The organism is Candidatus Dormiibacterota bacterium (genome assembly GCA_035544955.1).
In the GTDB taxonomy this organism is placed as follows: Bacteria; Chloroflexota; Dormibacteria; order CF-121; family CF-121; genus CF-13.
On sequence record DASZZN010000037.1, the window covers coordinates 53,761 to 74,209 of the forward strand.

At 64.5% G+C, this 20,449-nt stretch carries 26 protein-coding genes and 2 pseudogenes; 15 read left to right on the forward strand and 13 right to left on the reverse strand.

Annotation, left to right across the window (positions count from 1 at the left end; all coding sequences use genetic code 11):
• Nucleotides 1–31: 31 nt before the first annotated feature.
• A complete protein-coding gene (locus VHK65_13885; protein ID HVS07237.1) occupies nucleotides 32–262 on the reverse strand; it encodes a hypothetical protein in 231 nt (76 codons plus the stop codon).
• 307 nt (nucleotides 263–569) lie between these two features.
• On the opposite strand from VHK65_13885, the gene VHK65_13890 reads away from it, so the two are divergent.
• Together VHK65_13890 and VHK65_13895 are read left to right on the forward strand one after the other, a co-directional pair.
• Complete coding sequence (locus tag VHK65_13890) at nucleotides 570–824, forward strand: helix-turn-helix transcriptional regulator (protein HVS07238.1); 255 nt, start codon at nucleotides 570–572, stop codon at nucleotides 822–824.
• Nucleotides 825–877: 53 nt separating this feature from the next.
• Nucleotides 878–1,339: a GNAT family N-acetyltransferase gene (locus tag VHK65_13895; GenBank protein ID HVS07239.1), complete on the forward strand. Its 462-nt coding sequence runs from the start codon at nucleotides 878–880 to the stop codon at nucleotides 1,337–1,339.
• A 67-nt stretch (nucleotides 1,340–1,406) separates the two neighbouring features.
• Here VHK65_13895 and VHK65_13900 read toward each other — a convergent pair whose 3' ends face one another.
• Nucleotides 1,407–2,324: a hypothetical protein gene (locus VHK65_13900; protein ID HVS07240.1), complete on the reverse strand. Its 918-nt coding sequence runs from the start codon at nucleotides 2,322–2,324 to the stop codon at nucleotides 1,407–1,409.
• 234 nt (nucleotides 2,325–2,558) lie between these two features.
• Complete coding sequence (locus tag VHK65_13905; GenBank protein ID HVS07241.1) at nucleotides 2,559–2,741, reverse strand: hypothetical protein; 183 nt, start codon at nucleotides 2,739–2,741, stop codon at nucleotides 2,559–2,561.
• 14 nt (nucleotides 2,742–2,755) lie between these two features.
• Between VHK65_13905 and VHK65_13910 the strand changes: the two are divergent.
• Together VHK65_13910 and VHK65_13915 are read left to right on the forward strand one after the other, a co-directional pair.
• Nucleotides 2,756–2,962: pseudogene (locus VHK65_13910) on the forward strand (single-stranded DNA-binding protein).
• A gap of 5 nt (nucleotides 2,963–2,967) precedes the next feature.
• On the forward strand, nucleotides 2,968–3,105 hold the full coding sequence (locus tag VHK65_13915) for a hypothetical protein (GenBank protein ID HVS07242.1): 138 nt from the start codon (nucleotides 2,968–2,970) through the stop codon (nucleotides 3,103–3,105).
• Nucleotides 3,106–3,229: 124 nt separating this feature from the next.
• Here VHK65_13915 and VHK65_13920 read toward each other — a convergent pair whose 3' ends face one another.
• Together VHK65_13920 and VHK65_13925 are read right to left on the reverse strand one after the other, a co-directional pair.
• A complete protein-coding gene (locus VHK65_13920) occupies nucleotides 3,230–3,553 on the reverse strand; it encodes a hypothetical protein (GenBank protein ID HVS07243.1) in 324 nt (107 codons plus the stop codon).
• Between the two features lie 44 nt (nucleotides 3,554–3,597).
• Complete coding sequence (locus tag VHK65_13925) at nucleotides 3,598–3,780, reverse strand: hypothetical protein (protein ID HVS07244.1); 183 nt, start codon at nucleotides 3,778–3,780, stop codon at nucleotides 3,598–3,600.
• A 107-nt stretch (nucleotides 3,781–3,887) separates the two neighbouring features.
• Between VHK65_13925 and VHK65_13930 the strand changes: the two genes are divergently transcribed.
• Entirely contained in the window at nucleotides 3,888–4,076 is a 189-nt protein-coding gene (locus tag VHK65_13930; GenBank protein ID HVS07245.1) for a hypothetical protein, read from the forward strand.
• Between the two features lie 157 nt (nucleotides 4,077–4,233).
• Here the strand turns inward: VHK65_13930 and VHK65_13935 are convergent, their stop codons facing one another.
• Complete coding sequence (locus VHK65_13935; GenBank protein ID HVS07246.1) at nucleotides 4,234–4,602, reverse strand: hypothetical protein; 369 nt, start codon at nucleotides 4,600–4,602, stop codon at nucleotides 4,234–4,236.
• Between the two features lie 965 nt (nucleotides 4,603–5,567).
• Between VHK65_13935 and VHK65_13940 the strand changes: the two genes are divergently transcribed.
• Nucleotides 5,568–6,344, forward strand: coding sequence for a hypothetical protein (locus VHK65_13940; GenBank protein ID HVS07247.1), 777 nt, complete (start codon nucleotides 5,568–5,570; stop codon nucleotides 6,342–6,344).
• A 356-nt stretch (nucleotides 6,345–6,700) separates the two neighbouring features.
• On the opposite strand, the gene VHK65_13945 is transcribed toward VHK65_13940, so the two are convergent.
• Entirely contained in the window at nucleotides 6,701–7,252 is a 552-nt protein-coding gene (locus VHK65_13945; GenBank protein HVS07248.1) for a hypothetical protein, read from the reverse strand.
• Between the two features lie 159 nt (nucleotides 7,253–7,411).
• On the opposite strand from VHK65_13945, the gene VHK65_13950 reads away from it, so the two are divergent.
• Nucleotides 7,412–7,618 carry a hypothetical protein gene (locus VHK65_13950; protein HVS07249.1) on the forward strand — a complete coding sequence of 69 codons (207 nt, stop codon included), beginning with the start codon at nucleotides 7,412–7,414 and terminating at the stop codon, nucleotides 7,616–7,618.
• A 38-nt stretch (nucleotides 7,619–7,656) separates the two neighbouring features.
• Here VHK65_13950 and VHK65_13955 read toward each other — a convergent pair whose 3' ends face one another.
• Both VHK65_13955 and VHK65_13960 read right to left on the reverse strand, forming a co-directional pair.
• Nucleotides 7,657–8,451, reverse strand: a complete 795-nt coding sequence (locus tag VHK65_13955) for an ABC transporter permease (protein HVS07250.1) — start codon at nucleotides 8,449–8,451, stop codon at nucleotides 7,657–7,659.
• Nucleotides 8,448–9,278 (reverse strand): annotated as a pseudogene (locus tag VHK65_13960) (ABC transporter ATP-binding protein). The gene VHK65_13955 and the pseudogene VHK65_13960 overlap by 4 nt, the downstream one beginning before the upstream one ends.
• 128 nt (nucleotides 9,279–9,406) lie before the next feature.
• Between VHK65_13960 and VHK65_13965 the strand changes: the two are divergent.
• The 6 genes from VHK65_13965 (at nucleotide 9,407) to VHK65_13990 (ending at nucleotide 14,561) form a co-directional block, all read left to right on the forward strand.
• Entirely contained in the window at nucleotides 9,407–9,790 is a 384-nt protein-coding gene (locus VHK65_13965) for a VOC family protein (protein HVS07251.1), read from the forward strand.
• Nucleotides 9,791–10,027: 237 nt separating this feature from the next.
• Entirely contained in the window at nucleotides 10,028–11,908 is a 1,881-nt protein-coding gene (locus VHK65_13970; GenBank protein ID HVS07252.1) for an alpha-galactosidase, read from the forward strand.
• 20 nt (nucleotides 11,909–11,928) lie between these two features.
• Nucleotides 11,929–12,525, forward strand: a complete 597-nt coding sequence (locus tag VHK65_13975; GenBank protein HVS07253.1) for a hypothetical protein — start codon at nucleotides 11,929–11,931, stop codon at nucleotides 12,523–12,525.
• Nucleotides 12,522–13,388: a lysophospholipase gene (locus VHK65_13980; GenBank protein ID HVS07254.1), complete on the forward strand. Its 867-nt coding sequence runs from the start codon at nucleotides 12,522–12,524 to the stop codon at nucleotides 13,386–13,388. Before VHK65_13975 ends, VHK65_13980 begins: the two co-directional genes overlap by 4 nt.
• Complete coding sequence (gene dtd, locus VHK65_13985; GenBank protein ID HVS07255.1) at nucleotides 13,388–13,846, forward strand: D-aminoacyl-tRNA deacylase; 459 nt, start codon at nucleotides 13,388–13,390, stop codon at nucleotides 13,844–13,846. Before VHK65_13980 ends, dtd begins: the two co-directional genes overlap by 1 nt.
• 172 nt (nucleotides 13,847–14,018) lie before the next feature.
• Nucleotides 14,019–14,561, forward strand: coding sequence for a hypothetical protein (locus VHK65_13990; protein HVS07256.1), 543 nt, complete (start codon nucleotides 14,019–14,021; stop codon nucleotides 14,559–14,561).
• Between the two features lie 211 nt (nucleotides 14,562–14,772).
• Here the strand turns inward: VHK65_13990 and VHK65_13995 are convergent, their stop codons facing one another.
• Both VHK65_13995 and VHK65_14000 read right to left on the reverse strand, forming a co-directional pair.
• Entirely contained in the window at nucleotides 14,773–15,249 is a 477-nt protein-coding gene (locus tag VHK65_13995; protein ID HVS07257.1) for a hypothetical protein, read from the reverse strand.
• On the reverse strand, nucleotides 15,246–15,557 hold the full coding sequence (locus tag VHK65_14000; protein HVS07258.1) for a PadR family transcriptional regulator: 312 nt from the start codon (nucleotides 15,555–15,557) through the stop codon (nucleotides 15,246–15,248). The genes VHK65_13995 and VHK65_14000 overlap by 4 nt, the downstream gene beginning before the upstream one ends.
• Before the next feature lie 133 nt (nucleotides 15,558–15,690).
• On the opposite strand from VHK65_14000, the gene VHK65_14005 reads away from it, so the two are divergent.
• Nucleotides 15,691–16,788: a CapA family protein gene (locus tag VHK65_14005; GenBank protein HVS07259.1), complete on the forward strand. Its 1,098-nt coding sequence runs from the start codon at nucleotides 15,691–15,693 to the stop codon at nucleotides 16,786–16,788.
• Here VHK65_14005 and VHK65_14010 read toward each other — a convergent pair.
• Nucleotides 16,757–17,875, reverse strand: a complete 1,119-nt coding sequence (locus VHK65_14010; protein ID HVS07260.1) for a glycosyltransferase family 4 protein — start codon at nucleotides 17,873–17,875, stop codon at nucleotides 16,757–16,759. The genes VHK65_14005 and VHK65_14010 overlap by 32 nt on opposite strands.
• Before the next feature lie 155 nt (nucleotides 17,876–18,030).
• Between VHK65_14010 and VHK65_14015 the strand changes: the two genes are divergently transcribed.
• A complete protein-coding gene (locus VHK65_14015; protein HVS07261.1) occupies nucleotides 18,031–19,923 on the forward strand; it encodes an ATP-binding protein in 1,893 nt (630 codons plus the stop codon).
• On the opposite strand, the gene VHK65_14020 is transcribed toward VHK65_14015, so the two are convergent.
• Nucleotides 19,920–20,345, reverse strand: a complete 426-nt coding sequence (locus VHK65_14020) for a DinB family protein (GenBank protein ID HVS07262.1) — start codon at nucleotides 20,343–20,345, stop codon at nucleotides 19,920–19,922. The genes VHK65_14015 and VHK65_14020 overlap by 4 nt on opposite strands.
• Nucleotides 20,346–20,449 lie beyond the last annotated feature (104 nt).

Sequence of the window (20,449 nt, forward strand, 5' to 3'; positions counted from 1 at the left end):
AAGGCTCGGCGATACGGTCCCTTCCTACGGGCTAACTCCCTCCGGTCCGACCAAAAAAACCGCCGATCGTCGGTCCAAAAGTATCCCAAGCAGTCTTCGCGGATTCGGCGGCCTGAAGCGCATTGGGCATGCCGCCAATGATCCGTCCGAGCAAAGAGGGTCGCCTTTTGGCATCAGGCTTGTTAGCTTCCTCAGCAAGATAGTCCAGGTCTTCCAGAATTTCGCCTCGTTCTGCATCGGCAAGCGCGTCATCTTTCTGCACCGCATCGGCAAACGCCTTGACTGCTTCTACGAACTCCGATGCCGTGGGTCCAGTTACCGCGTGAAGGTGACTTTCAAGGTTCCCCTGGACCTGTCCAGTGTTTACTTGACCTAGATTCAAAATGCCGCCCGTCTGTGTAATGACGACAGCACCGCCAGCCGGTGATCATATAATCGTCACCCGACATCGAGCTGAGGTCATGCGTGCGTTCCACAATCGGCGTACGGTCCTGAGGAGTTTCGCCGCATCGCTCGATGGCAACCCCAATAGAGTGCGGAGCCTCGACTTCCAGCCTACGATATTCAAGGTGAAGGTCGAGGTTCGCGCCACGGGTCTGAAGGCGATGCCCGAGAAGCGCGGGCTAACCCAGCGCAAGCTTGCCAACGACCTGGGCATCTCCCAGAACTGCATTCCTGCTATTGAGGGCGGAGCGCGCAAGGCTGGGCCAAAGCTTCAGGCGCAGATGGTGAAGTACTTTGGTTGCCCCTTTCAGGAGTTGTTTGAGGTCGTGCTGGTCAACCAGGAGACCAAGCATGAACAGGTGCTTGCGCCCCGGGATTGAGCAAATCCAAGGCAGTGCCGTCGGCCCAACCGGTCCGAATACGCGACGCCAAAATGCCGGAGGAGGATGATGCTCGAACTCATGTGTCGACCGAGGCACAAATACAGGCCTACAAACACATCTACAGCGCCGAGGAACTGAAACGGTTTGCCGAAGGAAAAATCGAGCCCAGCTGGGAGTTAGGGAATTTGCGTTATGCCTTCGTCGCTGAATTGGATGGGCAAATCGTTGGATTGGCTGACCTTACGGATTTGGACGACGGCTGGATGCTCGTAGAGCCGATCTACGTATTGCCCGGTCGGCAACGCTCAGGGACTGGCACGCTGCTTTGGAACCGCTGCAAAGACGCAGCTCGTTATCGCAACGCCTCGGGCCTCAGGGTATGGGCACTAAGGCGAAACGAAATTGCGAACTGTTTTTATCGGAAACAGGGTTGCCAACCCAAATACGAAGGCGAGCTCGTTATCGACCAGCATCATGAAGCGGCCATCGGTTACGAGTTCGCCTTTTCGTAGCTCAAAGTCAAGCCAAGAGGGCTACGGGAAGGCCGGGATTCGAACCCGCCGTTGGGAACCTACGAGGTCAGGATCTCGTAGCTGGCGAGTCCCACTCTCCGGAAGCTGCCGCGGCATAGTCCGGAAGGTCGTAAATGACGCCCCACTCATTTGACAGTTCGTGAGCAGCGGTGCTCGAGTAGTGCTCGAGGATCCAGCCCAAGCCCTGCCCGTACGCGCTCAGGGCAGCCGAAAGTACGGTGGCTCGATGTCGATACGTAGCCGCTGACGGCGTGTCGATTCCGTCGACCGGCTGGACGATTCGGTCGAGCAGTCCCTGGTGAGCGAGCAGTGAGCTGGTCACATACAGATCGACCAGCCAGGGGGCGGCGATCCGGTCGCTGAGCAGTTCAAGGGTGTATTTGACCATCGTGCGCGGCCGGGGGTTCTGCCCGTCCCGACAGGGCCATTGGCTTCGGTGTTTGCAGGGCTTGCCCGCTACGACGCAGGCCCATGGCCGGGAGCCCCACGGGCAGCCCTCGCGACGATGGAGGCCGTTATAGAGATCCACCCTTTCCAATGCGCCCGCGGCCGTGCCAGCCTCGACCTTTCCCAAGTCCTCCGCACTCCTCATGGTTTGATATTCTTCGCGCGCGCGCGCCAGACTGAGGCAGATGGCACGCTGGCGCGCAGTTCCGACTGGAGCATCGGTTTCCTTTCCGAGCACGAAGGCGACGTGGGCCAGAAACTCGAGTAGCCCCCGGCTCTGGATCTCGGCCGCGTAACTCGTTAGTCCGTCGCTTAGGAGGAGCAGAATTGCTCGGTGCTGGATGCTGGCCAGGTAGGAAAGACCGATCAAGAGGTGTTCGGGTAGCTCGTCGCGAGAGAGGAATTTCTGCCCAGCAATCCTCTCGAGGCGCCGATCGAAGCGCCCGCGCTGTTTACCCGCCTCTGCCAGCAGTTGGCGAAACCGGCCCTCGTTAGGCGCTGGTGGCTGATTCTCCATACCCCTGCTTGACTTCGAGTGCGACCTTCAGCCTGGCAACCATACGTTTCGTCATAGCATCGCTGGTTGTGGCGATGCGTGCCGATTGAATTTGCAGAAAGTCGGGGGCCGTATCGGTCTAGTAGGTGATTCCGCAGCGAGAATCGCAATCTCGTCCAGTCTGCCAACCGCGAAAGGCTTCGACAACAGGGACATACGGGCTCTTCGGTAGGCCGTCCGGGGAGATCTAAGCGGTCAGCCGGTAGCTAACCCGAACGGGGTGGATTTGGCCGCGTAACCCTCGTGGGTCGGCTCACGCGCGACCCCGAGATCGTCACGAGCCCAAAAGGGCTTGCCATCGCCAAGCTGCGACTTGCCACCACCACCCACGCAAAGGACGACGCCGGTGCGCGGGTCGAAGATGTCCAGTACCCTCATTTGTCGCATTCGGGAGACTGGCCGAGATCTGCCAGGAGTACCTGACGCGCGGCAAGTTGATTTACGCGGAAGGAAAGCTGCGAAGCCACGAGTGGGACGGCAAGGACGGCCTGCGCCGCTACACCACCGAAGTGATCGTCGATGTCATGCAGATGTTGAGTCCGAAAAGTGAGCCCGCCACGGAACCGGCGTCGCCGATCGCCGAGGCCGTGAGCGCCTAGGTCCAGTGATGCTTGGCGGCCCAACCCTGTACGACGACTACGACCCGGACGCCTTCGACGAGACCAGCGAGGAACTCGCCTACCGTCTGCCTGGCTCGTACATCTCTCCCGACATCGATCTCGACGATCCGATGATGCGCTGACCGCGCCGGCGGCGGCTAAGGGCGCCCGCCCCGGCGCCCTTAGCCCGCCGAACTCTTAACCTTTCTCCACGCCCTACTGCCTAGCGAACCCAACCAGCATCCGCTGAGGTCAGCTCATTCGAGCTCACTGGGGGTATGTCGATGTCACCATCCCGACAAAGCGGTTGTCGTCCGCATATCGCTCCAGCACGACCGTGGTTAGGTGGGCGTTGTCATATGCGCCCCCAAAACTGCAGTTCACGTACCCGATTTGGTCGCTGTCCAAATACAGCGGCTGCGTCCGAGCCGCCGCGGTGGGGTTGAAGAAGATGCGTTTGTTTAGCGAGGCGCCGTTCAATTGACTGACCCCCAAGCAATAGACAACTTGACGGAAGCCAGCAGCGAAGCTGATCTGCAGTCCGCCGTTGGACCCATCTCGTTCAAGGGTGACCAAGTCGGTCCTGGCCACAACGGTCCCAGCCTGTTGATTCGTGCTGACGACATGAAGGACCGTCAACCCCCCTGCCCCTCCTGCCGGTCCTTGTGGGCCTGCTGGTCCAGCGGGACCGGCTGGGCCGATTGCTCCCGCTGGGCCAGCGGGGCCGGCGGGCCCGGTTGCGCCATTTGATCCGGCAGGACCCGCAGGTCCGATTGCTCCGGCTGGGCCAGCGGGGCCGGCGGGCCCGGTTGCGCCATTTGATCCAGCGGGACCCGCAGGTCCGACCTGGTTCCAGTTGATCGCGGTCTCGTGATTGCGACAGCTCGCCGGGTCGTCAACAATCCGGACATTGCCGTTCGTATCGTTGAAGCAGGCATTGATCACCCCGTTCGCTGCTGGAATACTGGCAAGCGCGACCGAACCGGCCACGACGACCAACCCGGTGGTAACCGCCGCGACCGAAGAGAGTCGCCGAACGTTCTGGCGCAACAGGATCAACAGCTTATTCATCCCGGCCTCCTCAGAAATCGCGAATTTTGACGCGCAGAACTAATCCTCCAAGGTACCGCGTTCCTCCCTGTATTCCAAGGCAGGCTGTAATACCTCTCTGTTGGGGTGACTATGACGCTAAGTGAAGGGGCTTACAAGCCACCCCCTGCGGGAGCTTATCTCCCAACCGGGCCGCGCTACTTCTTACAACTGGCCTGGCTCTATTGCGGTCGGCCGGTAGCTAACCCGTATTGCGTGCACCGGGCGCATTTTGACCGCTTGCCATTGCCGAGCCGGTTGATCATCTCGTCGGCAGCGTTCTCGATTGCAGACTGCGGAATGCTGCTGGTGGACTCGACCACGTGCAGGCCCTCCTCAGCGCGTTGGCTGGCAGCGGCAAGGGCGGACTTCAGACGCTGAACATCGGCACCGGCGCCGGCCCGTGCATACAGGGAGCTAGCGTCGCTCAAGAGCGCGAGCTCGATGAGGCCGCCCTCAGCCACACGCTCCAGCGCCTCGGCCTCGTAACTCGCCGCCTGATCGAGCTGCAGGCTGCGAGCCCGGTCTATATGGCCGATAGCGCGCGCCACGGTCTCTGCGGCCTCGAGTAGGCCGCGCTCTCGAAGGCGCCGGCCCGCCGGTGCCTCCTTCGCTTCGGCCGTCGCCTCTACTCCGCCTCTACTCGTTGATGATCTCGAGTCGTAGCTGACCCAAGGTCCCAAGGCTGAGGGAGATGGTAGCCCGTAGCGGATTCGAACGCACGGTGGCCAGTTGCGGACCATGATGCCCCGAAGGGTCGTCGCGATGGGCGCAGTAGTCGCGGCCCGTCCTTCATGACTTGGCTGCCCCCACATGTGATGCACATGGTTCGAGCCGGGGATCATCCCGTCAAATGAGTGCTCCGGTGCGGTATGCTGCACCGACTAATAGCGATTGGAGGTGATAGATGATCTGATTGTTCGTCAGTTGGTCTAAGCGACGAGTCGTATTCGAAAAGCGATCACTTGACTCTTAATCAGTTGGTCCCGGACCGGTCCCCAGGGCGTCGACCAGGTGTGTTTCTACGTACGTCCGTTTGCCATTGGGTCGAGTTAGAGTTCACAGCTCCGGCTGGCCAGTGAGCTGCACTTCCGGGCAACGGCGTCTGCCCCGCCACCTGCGCCGAAGGCCATTGACCGTCCGCTGGGGCAGAGGTCTGATTACCGGGGCAGGAGCGGTTTCGCCACGCCATCAAACGGAGGATCGATTGCAGGCTCGCGAGAAAGAGTTCGGAGGATCCAAGCAATCGCGTAATTCCAATCGGTCCGGCGCCATCAAGCCCGATGCTCTTGCCGGCGAGGCTGTGGCGGGGGGACGCACCGACGTCCTCGGGCCGAGCGCCATCGAATATTTGCAGAAGGCCGCCGGCAATGCGAGTGTCAGCTCAGCGATTCAGCGATTCGCCCCCGCCGGAGCCCTGACCGCCGCCTGGGGCAGAGCTCAGCACGCCTCGACCAGTGCCAGCGTCCCGGTGACAACCGACCGCGCGGAGCTGATTCGACGAACGGGCGATCGGTTGAACCGTGCGCTCGATGCGTATCACTACGCCTGCGTCCAGGTCAAGGGCGGGATCAAGGCGGAACTTGCCGAGAAGACCGAGTGGCTCTCCCTCATGCTCGAAATCGGCTTCACGTTCGCCGGGCCGCTCATCGCTAAGGCGCTCCACCACAGCATCGATGCGGTTATCGAAGTCAAGGGTATTACCGAAGAATTCAAGGCGGGGGCAAAGACGATTCTCACCGAGCACTTCGTGGAAAGTACCGTTGACGCCTCGTTCAAGGGCGGGTTGAAGGCGGCGAAAGATAGCGTTGGGCGAAAGAATGAGACGCCGCAGGTGGCAGGGCAATCGGCATCCGAGGACTGGGTCGACACCCTCTACGACCACGCCCTGGTGGGCACGGATAAGGTCGACAACGAGCTGGCGAGCAAGAGCGATGCCCAAGTTGCCGCAATTTTCGTGGCCCTCGATCCTGAGACTCTCAGGGCGCACTACGTGGCCGAAATCAAAGAAAAAGTGGAAGAGTTTGAGAAAAACGTTCTCGCGGTCGACGATCCCACGAAGGGGTTCGGGGCCCGCAGGTTGACGTACATCAAGATCGACGGAAGGCGCGAGCCCAAACCAGCACTAGTCACCGTAACCGGCCTTTTTGTTCGCTGGGTCCCGGACGAGATGGTTGGGATGGCAAAGATCCAAACAGAGAAGTGGGGTGAAGTCCAGACACTGGACGAAGACGACGTTGCCCGCATGGGTACCGATGCCATGGAGGAATTCGACAAGGGGCTCGGCCGATGAAGGCCGCCCCCGGGTACTGATTCACTACCCTGCGTAGGTGTCGCCGCTAGCGTGCACGGTCGCTTGAATGGCAGCGGCCAGTTGGTCGGCATGCTTCGGCTCGAGAGCGGTTCTTGTAATGCGGATCCCCGGTGGAGTGTGAAAGCGGTAGCGCTCGCCGGGCTAACGGCCCAGCGGGGCTCGAGCAGCAGCTGGACGGTGGCCACCGCTTCGGGGAGTGGGACCCAACGCCGAGGCCGGAACGGCCATAGGCGTCGGTCCAGGGTGAGAGCGATGACGAGGACGTGGACACCTTCTCGCCATCGCCGCCGTTGGTGGTCCGGCAATCATTTGCCGGCTTCGTCGCGAATCTCGGCTCAGGCCGCCACTCGCCGGTTGAGTTCGTCCATGTATTTGATAAGCCTTTCTCCCAATGAAAATGGCTCAATCTCGTACTGTGCCCACTTACCGGTTTTTCCAGCCTGGAATGTGAACCGGGTACGACCATTCCTTAATGTTGTACTTGGCGCGAGGCGTCGAAAATCAGCGGCTGGAACCAACCACATGCGCGTGAGACTCATCGATTTGATATCCAAGAAGCCAAATACGTACAGGAGGCGAGGGTCAGCCATGACTTTGTGGTTGGCGTAATCCACGCAGACCTCAACCATGCCGTGTTTATGCAGATTGGCTGAACCTTTGACCTGAAGATAGATGCTTTGGAAGCCCCCTAGGAGATCAACGATGAAGTCCTTGTGATCTACATCGCTATCGGGCCTTGCGGTCGTGAGTCGGCCATGCGCGCCTAGAAGAATGTAAGCCTCGACTAGGCATTCGATCACGTAGCCCATGAGCTTGTTGGGCAACCGCCTGGAGCGACCGTAGCCGCCCGTTCGTTTCCCCTCGATCAGACTAAGCAGCAAGCCCATCAGCCGATAACGCTAGGCAACCATTGAGCATGCTCGGCAAGGCTCCTCATTGATTTTTGCCGTGCCACGCCCAATAATTAGCGGCTGAATTGCGCTTACCGTCACCTTAGGGCGGCTGGGCGCGTGTGGTTGGGGACGGCCACGCAAAGGGGAAAAGACGTGCAGGACCTCACTGAGCGTCGCAACGAGGAGGCCCGCGAGGTTCGCGATTTGCTGGCGGCCAAGCTCAAGATGCACCCGATCTGGCTGGGTGGCCTCGACACGCAGGCGGCCCGCCACATCTACCTCTATATCCAGGCGCTCGAGGGCCGGAAGCCGTTCGGCCGGGTCCGGCGGCAGCGGGCCCCGAATTTGACCCTCGACTGACGGTCAACTCGTGATCGAGGCCGAGGCCGCCGGCTGAGCTAGCTGAACTTCTTGTCCTGGTCGAGCCGGTAGAGGCGGATCGTAAGGGCGAAGAGCACGATCGACCAGCCCGCCAGCCAGGCGAGCGCCACCAGGGTCGACTCATCGTTCAGGCCGATCGTTTTCCAGGCGAGCTGCGCGTAGTGGTAGGTGGGTAGCACCGAGCCGATGTGCTGGATCGTGCTGGGGAGCTGCTTGAGCGGCACGAAGATCCCGGACAGGAACAGCATCGGCAGATACACCATGTTGGCAAGGGCGGGTGCCGCATTGGGGCTGGTCCCGTACCCGATCGCCATGCCCAACCCGATCATCGGGAAGGACCCGAGCATCAGGCGCCAGGTCAGGTCGAGCCAGGTCCCCGCATCGAGACGAACGCCGCCGATCACGGTCGCGACCACCCCGAGCAGGATGAGACTCAGCAGCGCGAAGATCAGCGCGCCGATGACGTAGGCCACGGTGGCAACGAAGGGGGGCAGCGGCGTTGCGCGCTGCAGGAGGTCCAGCTTTCGACCGCGGTCGTTCGCCAGGCCGATGCCAAAGTTGTAGACCATCACGTTGCCCACCCCATAGGTCGCGTAGGAGACGAGGATCAGCTTGGCCGTACTGACCCCGGGCGCCGCCTGCAGGCTGCCAAAGATGGCGTTGAAGAGAAGGAAGAACATCACGGGGAGGCCGAGCGACAGAACCGTGAAGGCTGGGTTGCGCAGCCGGGCCACGAACTTGGCGCGGGTCTCCATCCAGAGCATCCGGCCAATCGGGGCGACCGGCATCGGCTGCATGGTCGTGATACTCAAGGCGCCATCTGCTTCTCAGCTTGATGCGTTAGCGAAATGAACGCCTCTTCGAGGTCGGCTCCGACAACCTGTAGGTCGCTGATGTCGACGCCCCGGCGAAAGAGCTCCCGCAAGAGCGCTTCCGGAGCGTTGCTGAAGAGGCGGACCCGATGATCCTCGATCGTCAGGTTGGAGACCGGCAGGCCGCCGAAGTCCGACTCGGTCAGCGTCGCCGGCGTGGTAAAGCTGACCTGCTTGGCCACCACTCGCGACTTGATTTCCTGCGGACTCGCATCCGCGACCAGGACGCCGCGATCGATGACGATAATTCGTTCGGCGAGCTGGTCGGCCTCTTCGAGGTAGTGCGTGGTCAGCAGGATCGTCTTGCCCTGCTTGGAGAAGTCGCGAATGCTCTGTAGAAAGAGCCGTCGGGACTCGACGTCCATGCCAACGGTTGGCTCGTCGAAGAAGATGACCTCCGGATCGCCGGCGACGGCGAGCGCGAAGTAGAGCCGCTGGCGCTGGCCACCGGACAGCTTGCCCGCCTGCTGCTTGCTCTGCGGCTCGAGGCCGGCCAGGCCGATCGCGCGCTCCGGCGGCATAGGATGCGGGTAGTAGGAGCCGAAGAGCTCGACGAGCTCGCGCACGGTCAGCGTGTCCGGGACACCGGACTCCTGCAGCATCACGCCGCAGCGGCTGCGCGCGCGGCGATCGGTCGGCTCGAGACCGAAGAGCCGCGCCTGCCCAGCGGTCGCTTTGCGCAACCCGAGCAACACCGAGATGCAGGTGGTTTTGCCGGCGCCATTGGGACCGAGCATCGCCACCAGCTCGCCCGAGTTGATGACGAAGCTGACGCCGCGGACGGCCTCGACGGAGCCGAAGCGCTTGTGAACCTGGTTGAGCTCAACGACCGGCTGTCCTAGCGTTTGTCCACGCTAGCACAGCGCCACGTCGTCACCATCGATAGACTCAGCGGATGAAGGCCCTGATTTCGGGCGTGCACACGCTGATTTACAGCCACGATGCGGATGCCGACCGCGCGTTCTTCAGGGACGTGCTCGGCCTCGACTCCGTGGATTCGGGCGGCGGCTGGCTCATCTTCGCCCTTCCTCCCGCTGAGCTGGCGATCCACCCGACTGAGGGCGAGGACGATCACGAGCTCTACCTGCTGTGCGACGACATCGAGGCCGCGGCAAAGGAGCTGGAACGCAGAAAAGTCCTCATCACCCGGCCCTTCGACGAGGAGCGTTGGGGACGCGTCACCCGGATCACCCTGCCCGGCGGTGGACGGATCGGGCTCTACCAACCGAAGCATCGGCTGGCTCACGCAAAGACGGGGGCCGCTCAGAGCCGAACTTGACGTTAGACTGACGGCGATCTGGACCTGAAGCCCCTCGCCGACCAGCCGGCCGGCACGTTTTCCGTACTGGCCGGTGACCACACGCTGATTCGGCATGCCGCTTGCGCGGTCAAGCTGAACGGCGAGTGGTTCGCCAGCACCGCCACTCCTCTTACCCACACGGATCCCTTCGCCCTCCATTGGCAAGCCGGCCCGGCGCTGGCGACGGCCCGGCTGATCCCGCACGAGGGCGGCGTCGTGATCGAGTGCGAGCTCAATAACGGTGGCGATGCGCCGCTGACCTTCAACGGTTGGCGACCGATCGCGATCGAGGGTGGGGGCGCTGCTCTGCACGTCGGCGATGAGCCCTGGCGCGCCAGTGCGCTCATCAATGGCTACCAATCGTGGGATTACGCGGGAATCCACCCGCTCGACGAGGCGATCACGGAGGGCAACCGCAAACCGACCGCCGCGTCGTGGTGGACGGCCGCGATCTGCGACGGCCAGGCGATGTTTGTCAGCCAGGTCCTGAGGGCCAGTCGTTTCGCGACCGTGTTTCGCTGGCACTACCACCGAGACGAGCACGCCGGCGACGCGCTCCCCACCGACATCCCGACCTTTGTCGCCGAGCAGCACGGCTCGCCGCTCTCGGAGCCGGAGCAGCGCAGCGGCCTCCCACAGGAGCTTCGGCTGGTGGTGCCGCCACAGACGGGGCTCGTCTCCGATCCCATCCTTCTTCTCTATGGCGAGGATGGCACTGCCACGCTGCGCAAGGCGCTCACCGCCGCCGGTCACGCCGCAGGCGCGCGGAGCTTCCCGACGGTCCCGCGTGGTTGGTGCAGCTGGTATCACCTCGGCCTGGCGGTGACGGAAGGCGATGTCGCGCGTCACGCCGCCTTCGTCGCGAGGCGGATGCCGGAGCTGGTCAAGACGTCGGCCAACGGCTACCGGCCGGTGATCCAACTCGATGATGGCTGGATGCCGCGCTGGCAGCGCTGGGGCGACTGGGTCGCGAACGAGTTCTTTCCCGGGGGCCTTCACGCCCTCGCCACCCGCGTGCACCGGCACCGGTTGGAGATCGGCATCTGGCTCGCCCCCTTTCATGTTGCGGCCGACTCGAAGCTGGCGCAGGCCCATCCGGATTGGCTGCTCAAGGCGGACGGTGGCACGCCCCTGGTCGATCCACGCCTCAGCCGTGCCTACCACATCCTCGACCCGACGCATCCAGATGCGCAACGCTTCCTCGACGATCTCTTTCGGAGCCTGCGCAGGGACGGCTTCAGCTATTTCAAGCTCGACTTTCTCTATGGCGCTGCCTACGAAGCCGGCCGGCACGACCCTGACGTGACCGGGACCCAGGCACTTCGGTCGGGGCTGAAGCGCATCTTCGACGCGGTCAATCCGCCGGGTAAACCGGAGAAGGCCTTCGTGCTCGCCTGCGGCGCGCCATTGATGCCGATCGTCGGCCTGGTGCACGGCTCGCGCACCGGCGGCGACGTGGCCGCTCCCCAGATGGAAGACGGAAAGGCCATCGCCCCACAGATCGGATTTCCGTTGATCCTCTCCATGGCTCGCAACCAGGCGGCCCGGCTCTTCTTCGACCGCACCCTGTTCGCCGTCGACGCCGACGTCGCGATGGCGGCAGCGCCGCAGCTCACCCCAGACGAGGCGCGGGTGATGATCACGGTCGCGGCGCTTTCGGGTGGCGTCTTCATTCTCAGCGACGACCTCGAAACCCTGCCGGCGGAGCGGCTGGCGCTGCTGCGCAACGCCAACGTGCTTGGCCTCGTCGGCGGACCCGCGGCCGAGCCGGTACATCTCTTCAGCGCGCCCGAGCGCGAGGCGCAGGACCATTGGTTCGCGTCCCCCCAGGAGCTGCCACCGCTCTGGGTACGCCCCGACGCTGACGGGAGCACGATCGTCGCCGTCTACAACTGGAGCGACGCGGCACGGCCGTACCGCCTCCACTTCAGCGAGGTCACCGGCGCCGGAGGAACCTTCGCCGTCGCCGATCTCTGGTCGGCGCGGCGCGGCGGGCGCGCGCTGGGCGTCAAGACCGATACGCTCCGGCTGACCCTCCCACCGCACAGCGTGCGACTTCTTAAAATGAAACCCGCCGCCGCCCCCGCCCCGCCTTAGCGGACGGCCCTCAAACCACTATGCGCCGTGTGCTGTTCTACCGCCTGTACGATGTCGTCCCTGCCCGGCTTACCGAGCTGGAGAACGAGGCGCGCGCCTTCTCCCGCAGCCGCGCCTGGCGGGGCGATGCCTTCTGGCTCGCGACCGAGAACACCCCCGATCTGTTCGCCATGGAGTACTTCCGGCACGCGCGCAACGAGGAAGGCCCTGGCCTGTCGGCCGCCGGCTTTCTGCGTCTCCTCGGCGATGAGACCGATGCCATCGCGACACTCTATTTCATGAATGACGTCTCGCAACGCTTTCACGCACGGGCGGTCCTCAAGGACGACGAAAACCCGATCGCCAAGCTGCGCAACCTCGATATCCGCCAGGGACGCCTGCCGTCGGGAATGCCGATCGAGGATGTGCTCGCGGCCCGCCCGGTGATCAAGAAGATGGAGGGCGAGCCGATCACGTTCTATCCGCCGACCTACCGTCCCAATCCGTACTTCCGGCGCGACAAGCCGGGAATGTGGGGCTTCAGCCTGCGCGGCATCCGCGACTTCGCTCCCTCCTTCCTCGAGGCCGAGGCGGAGGCGATGCGCATTTATCGAGGCTTTCGCCGGCTCAACCCGTGAACGAGTCGACCGTCACGCTCAAGACCGCGGATGGGCTTGATCTGTTTGTCCGCCGCTGGCAGGCCGAGGAGATCCCGCACCGCTGGACCTTCGTCGTCGTGCATGGGTTGGGCGAGCACGGCGAGCGCTACCGGCATCTAGCGGAGTGGTTCGCACCCCTGGGCGCCACCGTTTATGCGATGGACCAACGCGGCCACGGGAAGAGTGGCGGCCCGCGAGGACACGCACCCAGCCTCAATGCGCTGCTCGACGACATCGACGCTGTCGTCATGCGCGCGCGAGCGGAAAGCGGTGAGCCGGTGGTGCTGATCGGCCACTCGTTTGGTGGGCTGATGGCGATCGCCTACACGCTAGTCCACCCGGATCGCATCGACAGGGCGGTCTTCTCGGCGCCGTTGTTGATACCCAAGGTCAAAGTGCCCGCCTGGAAGCGGCCGTTGACGAAGGTCCTCCCCAGGCTCGCGCCACGCCTCGCCGTCTCCAACGAAGTCGACGCCAACCTGCTGAGCCATGATCCCGAGATCGCCCGTCGCTACGCGTCGGATCCGCTCGTGCACGACCGCATCACCGGTGGCCTGTATGGGGACACGATCGCCCGCGGAGAGGAGTTCATCGCCCGAGCCGGCGAGATCCGCGTTCCCTTTCTCCTCATGCATGGCCGCGACGACCGTATCGTCGATCCAGTGGGCAGCCAGCGTTTCTTTGCCGGGGCGACAGCACCCGAGCGAGCCTTCTGCGTTTACCCCGGCATGTACCACGAGATCTTCAACGAGGTCGAGCGGGAGAAAGTCTTTCAGGACGTCGAGAGCTGGTTGACGCAGCGCACCGACGCCCACCTCACCGGCTGGAACCCCCCGCCCTGATGCGCACCGTGGTGCAGCGCGTCACCACGGCCTCGGTCCGATGGGACGGTGGGGAGGCGTCGATCGGCCCGGGCTATTGCCTGCTGGTGGGCGTCGCGGACACCGACCAGGAGCGCGACGCCGACTATCTCGCCGACAAGATCCTCAAGCTGCGCGTTTTCAGCGACGAGGCCGGCAAATTCAACCTGAGCGCGATCCAGGTCAAGGCGGCCCTCCTGGTCGTCTCGCAATTCACGCTCTTCGCCGACGCCCGCGGGCAGAACCGGCCGAGCTTCCTGCAGGCCGCCCGCCCGGAGCAAGGCCGGCCGCTGCTCGAGCGGTTCATCGCCCGGTTGCGCGAGAGTGGGCTGGCGGTGGAGACCGGCTCCTTCGGTGCGCAGATGGACGTGGAACTCGTCAACGACGGGCCAGTCACGATCGTTTTGAGCACCGACGCCTGGGACCCACGGATCGGCTGACCCGTCCTGCGTAGCGCGCCGTAGACATCTACGACGGGCAGCGTAGGGGCGTGTGAAGCGCCTGTGCGCAAGCGTTCATGACACGCGACAGCATGGCGGCAGCCGGTGACGTAACACCCGGCTTAATGTCGTGAACGTGTGGCGGCGGTAGCCTGAGGCCGAGGACATTGCCATGGTCATCAAGATGACGAACCGCCTGCTGAGCATCGTCCTTGCGATTGCCTTGACGAGCGGGATCGCCGCCCACGCGGCGCAGGCGCCGCAGCGGCCGCTGGCGCCGCTCTCGCTTCCCGCCACGCTGCAAACGGCCGCCAGCCATGTCGGCGAAACAGCCACCGGCGCGATCGATCCGACCGCCGCGATCCGAGCCGCGTATCAGCGGAACCGTGTGGCCCTCGAGCATCTGCGCCAGCAGGCCTCGCCGCTGAAAGGCAGCGCGCGTGCCGCCTTCGAGCAGTTCATCTCGGACCAGGAACTGGCCTTGACCCAAACCGAGAGGACGGCGCTGGCCACCAGCCGGCCGGCGGTGTCGAGCTCGATCGCGGCGATGGACAAGGTCGTAGCCGCCGCCGATGCGGAACTGAACCGTGAGCTCTCACAGAACAGCGGCGCCAACTCGAGCGACTCCAAGCAGGACGGCCGCGCGCAGTCGAAGGGTGAGTCCGACAAGTCCGGCGGGTCGCAGGGCAAGAACTCTCAGAGCGGCAACCACTAAGACTCGCCGCAACCCAACGCCTTAGGCGACAGCCTCTTGTCGGCGGCGACCCCAGCGGAGGCGAATGGCCAGGTAACCGGCGGTAATCAGAGGCAACACCCACAGGACGATTAGGAGAACCACCGACAAAACGACGCCGATGACCTGGAGTGCCGATGCGCTCGTACACGAAGTTTGGATATTGCCTGCGGAATCGGTGGAAGCCGTGCAGCTATTCCCGCCACCGCCGATTACCCCGACGTGGGCAGCGATGAGAGCGAAGTAGAAGATGCTGAGGTAGCCCCCCCGGCGGCAGCAGCGTGCCGATGACCTTGTCTCGCAGCTTCCAGGCGGGCGAGATCCAGAGAAGGATGACGCCAACCGGCCACAGAAACGGGAGGAGGACGATAGAGGCGATTTCCAAAATGCCAGGCTGGTAGGGTTCGGGTCGCGCACCCGGCTGAATCGAAGCGAAGACCTCGGGCCGCCGGCCGGCCTCGGACACGACCGCATCGGGTTCACCAAGGCGGTCGAGGATGTTGAGGATCGTCGCGTCCGTCTCCTGCGGCTCGCGGCTGCGCGCCTCGGCGACGTGGGCCCGCATATCCTCGATCAGCTCATCGCGGACGCTTGATGGGAGGTCGGCTGCCGCGGCGCGCAGCCGGGCGAGGTAGCCTTCGATCAGCTGGTCAGCATGGGGCGCGGTCATGATCTCGTGCCCTCCTGGAGGATTCCGTCGACGGCGCCACGAAAGCTCACCCATTCGTTCTTGAAGCCTGCCAACGCCCGACGACCTTCGCCTGTGAGCTCGTAGTAGCGTCGCGGCGGCCCGTCCGTCGACTCCCGCCATTCCGTTTTCACCAACCCGTCCCGCCGAAGCCGGCTGAGGAGCGGGTAGAGTGTGCCCTCGGTCGTGAGCAGGCCGGTCTTGCCCAGGGCCTCGATCATCTCGAAGGCGTAGCGCGGTGTCTTCACGATCAGCGCCATGACGCAGTACTCCAATGCCCCGCGGCGCATCTGGCTGACGAGTCCGTCCGCCGGCACCTCTGCAATGTAGCACAAGCTTCCTTGCTTCGCAAGGTACCCGTGACACAACCCGCCAACGCCGCTGGCTGGTGCGTTATCGGCGCGTGGTGTATCCTACCGGCGCTTGAAGCGTCGTTCCCTGGTCCCGCTGCTCATGTTGCCGCTGATGGCAGCCTGCTCCGCGCCCACCAGCGGCCCCACCGGAAGCTCACCAATCGCGGCGCACGCCACCACACCGACTGCGACTCCCACGCCGACGCCAACTCCCACGCCTCCGGCGCTGAGCCTCACCAGCATTTTTGGCGACAACAAGCCAGACCTGAGCCTGTACGACCCGTCTCAGCTCCGCGTGATCATCGCCACCGGTGACGTGATTCCGGCCCGCGAGGTGAATTACCAGACGGTCATCCATAAGGACTGGCTCTACCCCTGGCGGCAAACCGCCGACTATCTCAAGACCGGTGACTTGCTCTACATCAACCTCGAGGCACCGCTGATCAAGAACTGCCCGATCATCCACGGTGGCTTCAAGTTCTGCGGCGACGCGCGAGCGATCGCCGGACTCGACTACGCCGGTGTCAACGTGGCCAACCTGGCTAACAACCACCTGACGAATTTCGGACCGGCCGGCACCAACGAGACACAGATCCTGCTCTCGAAGCATGGCATCGGCATGTCGGGGCTCGGCCTCTACGAGATTCGCGATATCCGCGGCGTCAAGTTCGCCTTCCTCGGGTTCAACGGGGTCGGCACCCACATCGACCGGGCGGAGTTGAAACGCGAGATCGACCTGGTACGTCCCCAGGCGGACGTCGTCGTGGTCAGCTTTCACTGGGGCAAGGAGTACGAATTGCTACCGGTCGCGGGTGCCGGCATCGCACCCGACAACCCGCGGGAGATCGGCCACCTCGCCATCGACGACGGCGCCGACCTCGTCATCGGCAACCACCCGCACTGGGTGCAACCGGTCGAGATCTACAAGGACCGGCTGATCACCTATGCGCACGGCAACTTCATCTTCGATCAGATGTGGTCGCAGGAGACCCGCGAAGGGATGGTCGGCCGCTACACCTTTTACGGCACGCGACTGGTCCGGGTCGACTACCGACCGGTGGTGATCGACAACTACGCCGTGCCGCGCTGGCTGGACGAGACCACCGGCGAGGGGAAGGCGATCATCGACCGCGTCGCTAAGGCGTCGCAGCAGCTCGCTGCGGGGTGACCGCCGCGGCCTCCGCGCCGTCCGGTGAGGGGAAGGCCTCGACCTCGACCGACCCCTGCCGGTAGACGGCAAGGTACCGTTCCGCCATGTGGCGCGGGCTGAAGCGCTCGCGTGCGACAGTGGCGCAGCGCGCCCGGTCGATCTGGTCGAGGCGGTGGGCACCCTCCACCAGGTCGTCGACGTCTTCGGCCAGGAAGCCGGTGACGCCTTCCTCGATCAGCTCGGGCGTGGAGCCGACGCGCAGCGCCAGGATCGGTGTGCCAGCCACCATGCATTCGACCATGGCGAGCCCAAACGGCTCGGCCCACTGCAGGGGGAAGATCCCAGCGGCGGCTCGCGAGATGAGCCGCGCCTTCTGGGCGCCGGCGACATTGGGATAGTACTCGACCGTCGGGCTGAGGAAGGGCTCAACCTGCTCTTCGAAGTACCGCAGGCCTTCCCCGGAGCGCTCCACTTTCCCGGCCAGGATCAGCTTGCGGCCGGCCCGCTGCGCCACCTTGATGGCGAGGTGCTGGCCTTTGTCGGGTGTGATGCGAGCGACCTCGATCAGGTAGCGCTCGTGGGCGGCACTCGGTGGCGCCGCCGGGAGCTCGACGGCGTTGTGGACGATACCGGCCAGCTTGATGTCGGGGGCGCTCGCCGCCTGGGCCAGGCTGATGGCACATAGGCGAGCCCGCTCGTCCACCTCTTGGTAGAAGGTGCACATCGGTTCGGACAGCTCGCCGTGCATGGTGTGGACCACCACCGGCGCCAGCCCACTCTGGAGGGCCAGCAGCAGGCCCTCGAAACCGGTGTGATCGTGGATGACGTCGAAGTGGCGGATGCCCATCGCGTCGTAAACCCGGGCCAAATACGTCGCCTGCCGGGCGGCCTCCGCCGATCCTCCGAGATCGTGGCTCCAGGCGACGTCCGCCAGCATCGTCACCCCCGCCGCCGATCCTTCCGCGCCGAAGACGGTGACCTCGTGGCCCATGCGGCGCAGCTCGGTGTGGAGCAGATGCACCACCAGCTCAGTGCCTCCGTAGCCCTTCGGCGGCAGAGGGTACCAGGCTGGTGCGACGATCGCGATCCGAAGCGCGTCGTCCACCCGGTTCACCTCCTCCCACCCCGCGGGGGCCAGCCCGATGATAGCGGTCGGCTGAGACCCAACTGTTTATGGAAAAGGTGATAGCCGTCTGATGATCATGCGGGTGCGTCACCAGATGTCGCTTTTTCTGATGAGGGAGGCGTAAAGTTGTGTCAGTGGGCGAGCCGCTCCAGATCGTTCAGGCTGTCGTCAGCCTCTGCTTCCTGGCGCTGGGTGTGTTCACCGTCGTGGACTGGCTTCGCCATCGGGAGCGGAGCCGCGGCTACCTGGCGTTGGCGCTCGCAACTCTCGGCGTGACGGGTGTCGTCGGCCAGCTGAATACCCTCACCGGCCACCGACTTGACCCCGCCCTGGGTGATCTCGCCCTGGTCCTCTTCATGGCGTCGGGCTACGCCCTTCTCCTCTTCCGCGACAGCTTCATTCCGTTGAGCCGGCGCTTGCAGGTCGGGGCATTGGTGCTGACGCTGGCGGCGACGGCTTTTGCACTGGTGGTGGGGATTCCGTCTGATCTGCACCAGCGGCCGACCGCCCTGCAATCGATGGCCACCATCGTCGTGGTTCTCGTCTGGTCCACTTGCGTGGTCGAGCCGATCGTTCGCTTCTGGATCGCCTCCCGGCGCCGGCCGGCGGTGCAGCGCGCGCGGCTGCGGGCGATCGCCGGCGGCTACGGGGCGATCGTTCTCATCCTGCTGGTCGCCGGGTTTGGGGGAGCTGCGGCCACCAACCCCGGGGTGCAGTGGCTCTTCGAAGCGGTGGCGATCGTCGCGCTGCCCCTCCTCTACGTCAGCTTCGCAGCGCCCAGGTGGCTGCGGCGGCTCTGGCGCCAGGGCGAGGAAGACCAGTACCGCGATGCCGTCTACGACCTGGTGCTCTTCAGCCCGGATCGACCGACCCTGGCCAAGCGCGCCGCCGAGTGGGGACTCCGACTGGTCGGGGCTGACGGCATCGCCATCGTCGACGCCAACGGCGAGGTGCTGGCATTGCGAGGCCTGGACAAGGAGACCGCGCTCCGGCTGGCGGCCCACGTGAATCCAAGGGGCCAGCCGAGCCTCCTCGCTACCCCGGGCTCGAGCCGCGAGGACGCGATCGTCGTGCCGTTGCCGCTCGACCTCGGCGTAGGCGCGATGGTGGTCGTCTCCGGACCGTACACCCCATTCTTCGGCACCGACGAGATGAGCCGGCTGCGTGGCTACGCCGCGAACATCACCGCGGCGCTCGATCGGGCCCGGGTGACCGAGCGGCTGGCGGCCCTGGAGAAGACGAAGACCCAGTTCCTCAACCTCGCCTCGCACGAGCTGCGCAGCCCGCTGGGCGTGATCAACGGCTACCTCTCGATGCTCGAGCAGGGCTCACTCGGCCAGCTCCAGGAGTCCGGGCTGCGAGCGGTGGAGGTGCTGAAAGCGAAGACCGCCGAGCTGAGCCTGCTGGTCGCGCAGATGCTCGATTCGGCGCGACTCGAGGACGGCCGGCTGGCGTTGAAACGCGACCGCCTGGACGTTTGCGAAGTTGCGGCCGACGCGATGCAGGTTGCTCGACCCCTCGCCGGCCCGGATCACGTGCTGACGCTCGAAACGCCCCCCGTTGCTGTCACGGTGTTGGGCGACGCCGATCGGATCAAGACGATCGTCAGCAACCTGCTCGAGAATGCGATCAAGTACTCGCCCACCGGCGGGCGGGTCCAGTGCGTTGTTTCAGTGGCCGATGGGGTCGCGACGCTGCGGGTGGTGGACAGTGGCGTGGGCATCGCCCGCGAGGACCTCCCCCGGCTGTTCAACCGATTCGAGCGGATCGAACACCGCGCGACCAGCCACGTCGGGGGGACCGGTCTCGGCCTTTACCTCTCCCGCGAGCTGGCCCGCCAGCACGGTGGCGACATCCGGGTGGAATCACGCCCGGGCTCAGGCAGTACCTTCACCCTCACGCTTCCCCTGGTCGCCGCGGCGCCGTCCGAGAGCGTATCCGTCAAGAGCGAACCCCAACCGGCTGCGCCGCGCCTGCACGTCGTCGGCGCCGACGCTGACGCCGACTCTGAGTCCCGGCTGGCCTAGCGCCCGGGGCGCAACTGGCGAAGCGTGTCGCGCATCTGGTTAAGGTGGAAGCGATCGTGCCCGGCCAGCATGCGGAACATCAACTCGTAACTCTCGGGTCCCCGCTCCGCGTGCATCGCCAGTCGTTGGCGGTCGTCGGCTGACGACCGGCGCCAGAGTTGAAGGTTCGCGCTGCGCAGAGCAGAGAACACCGCCAGCAGCTCGTCCGGCTGGCCGTCGTTGTGGCGCAGGCGCGCCACCCACAGGTCCTGGTCGTATCCGAGCAGCGGCGGTTCATCCTGGCTGACCGTCCAGCGAAAGCGCCCGGACATCACCGTCTCGGCGTCGACCAGATGGCCGAGCAGCTCGAGCACGGACCATTCGGCGGGCGCCGGCCGCTTGCGCAGGTCGGAATCCGCATCGTTCAGTACCGACCGCAACATTGGTTCGGTACCTTCCATGACCCTGGCCGGGTCGTCATCACCCAGCAGCGCCAGAAGCTGCCTCTGGTAGGCGCGACCCGCGGCGAGAGCGTCGGCTGAGGTCG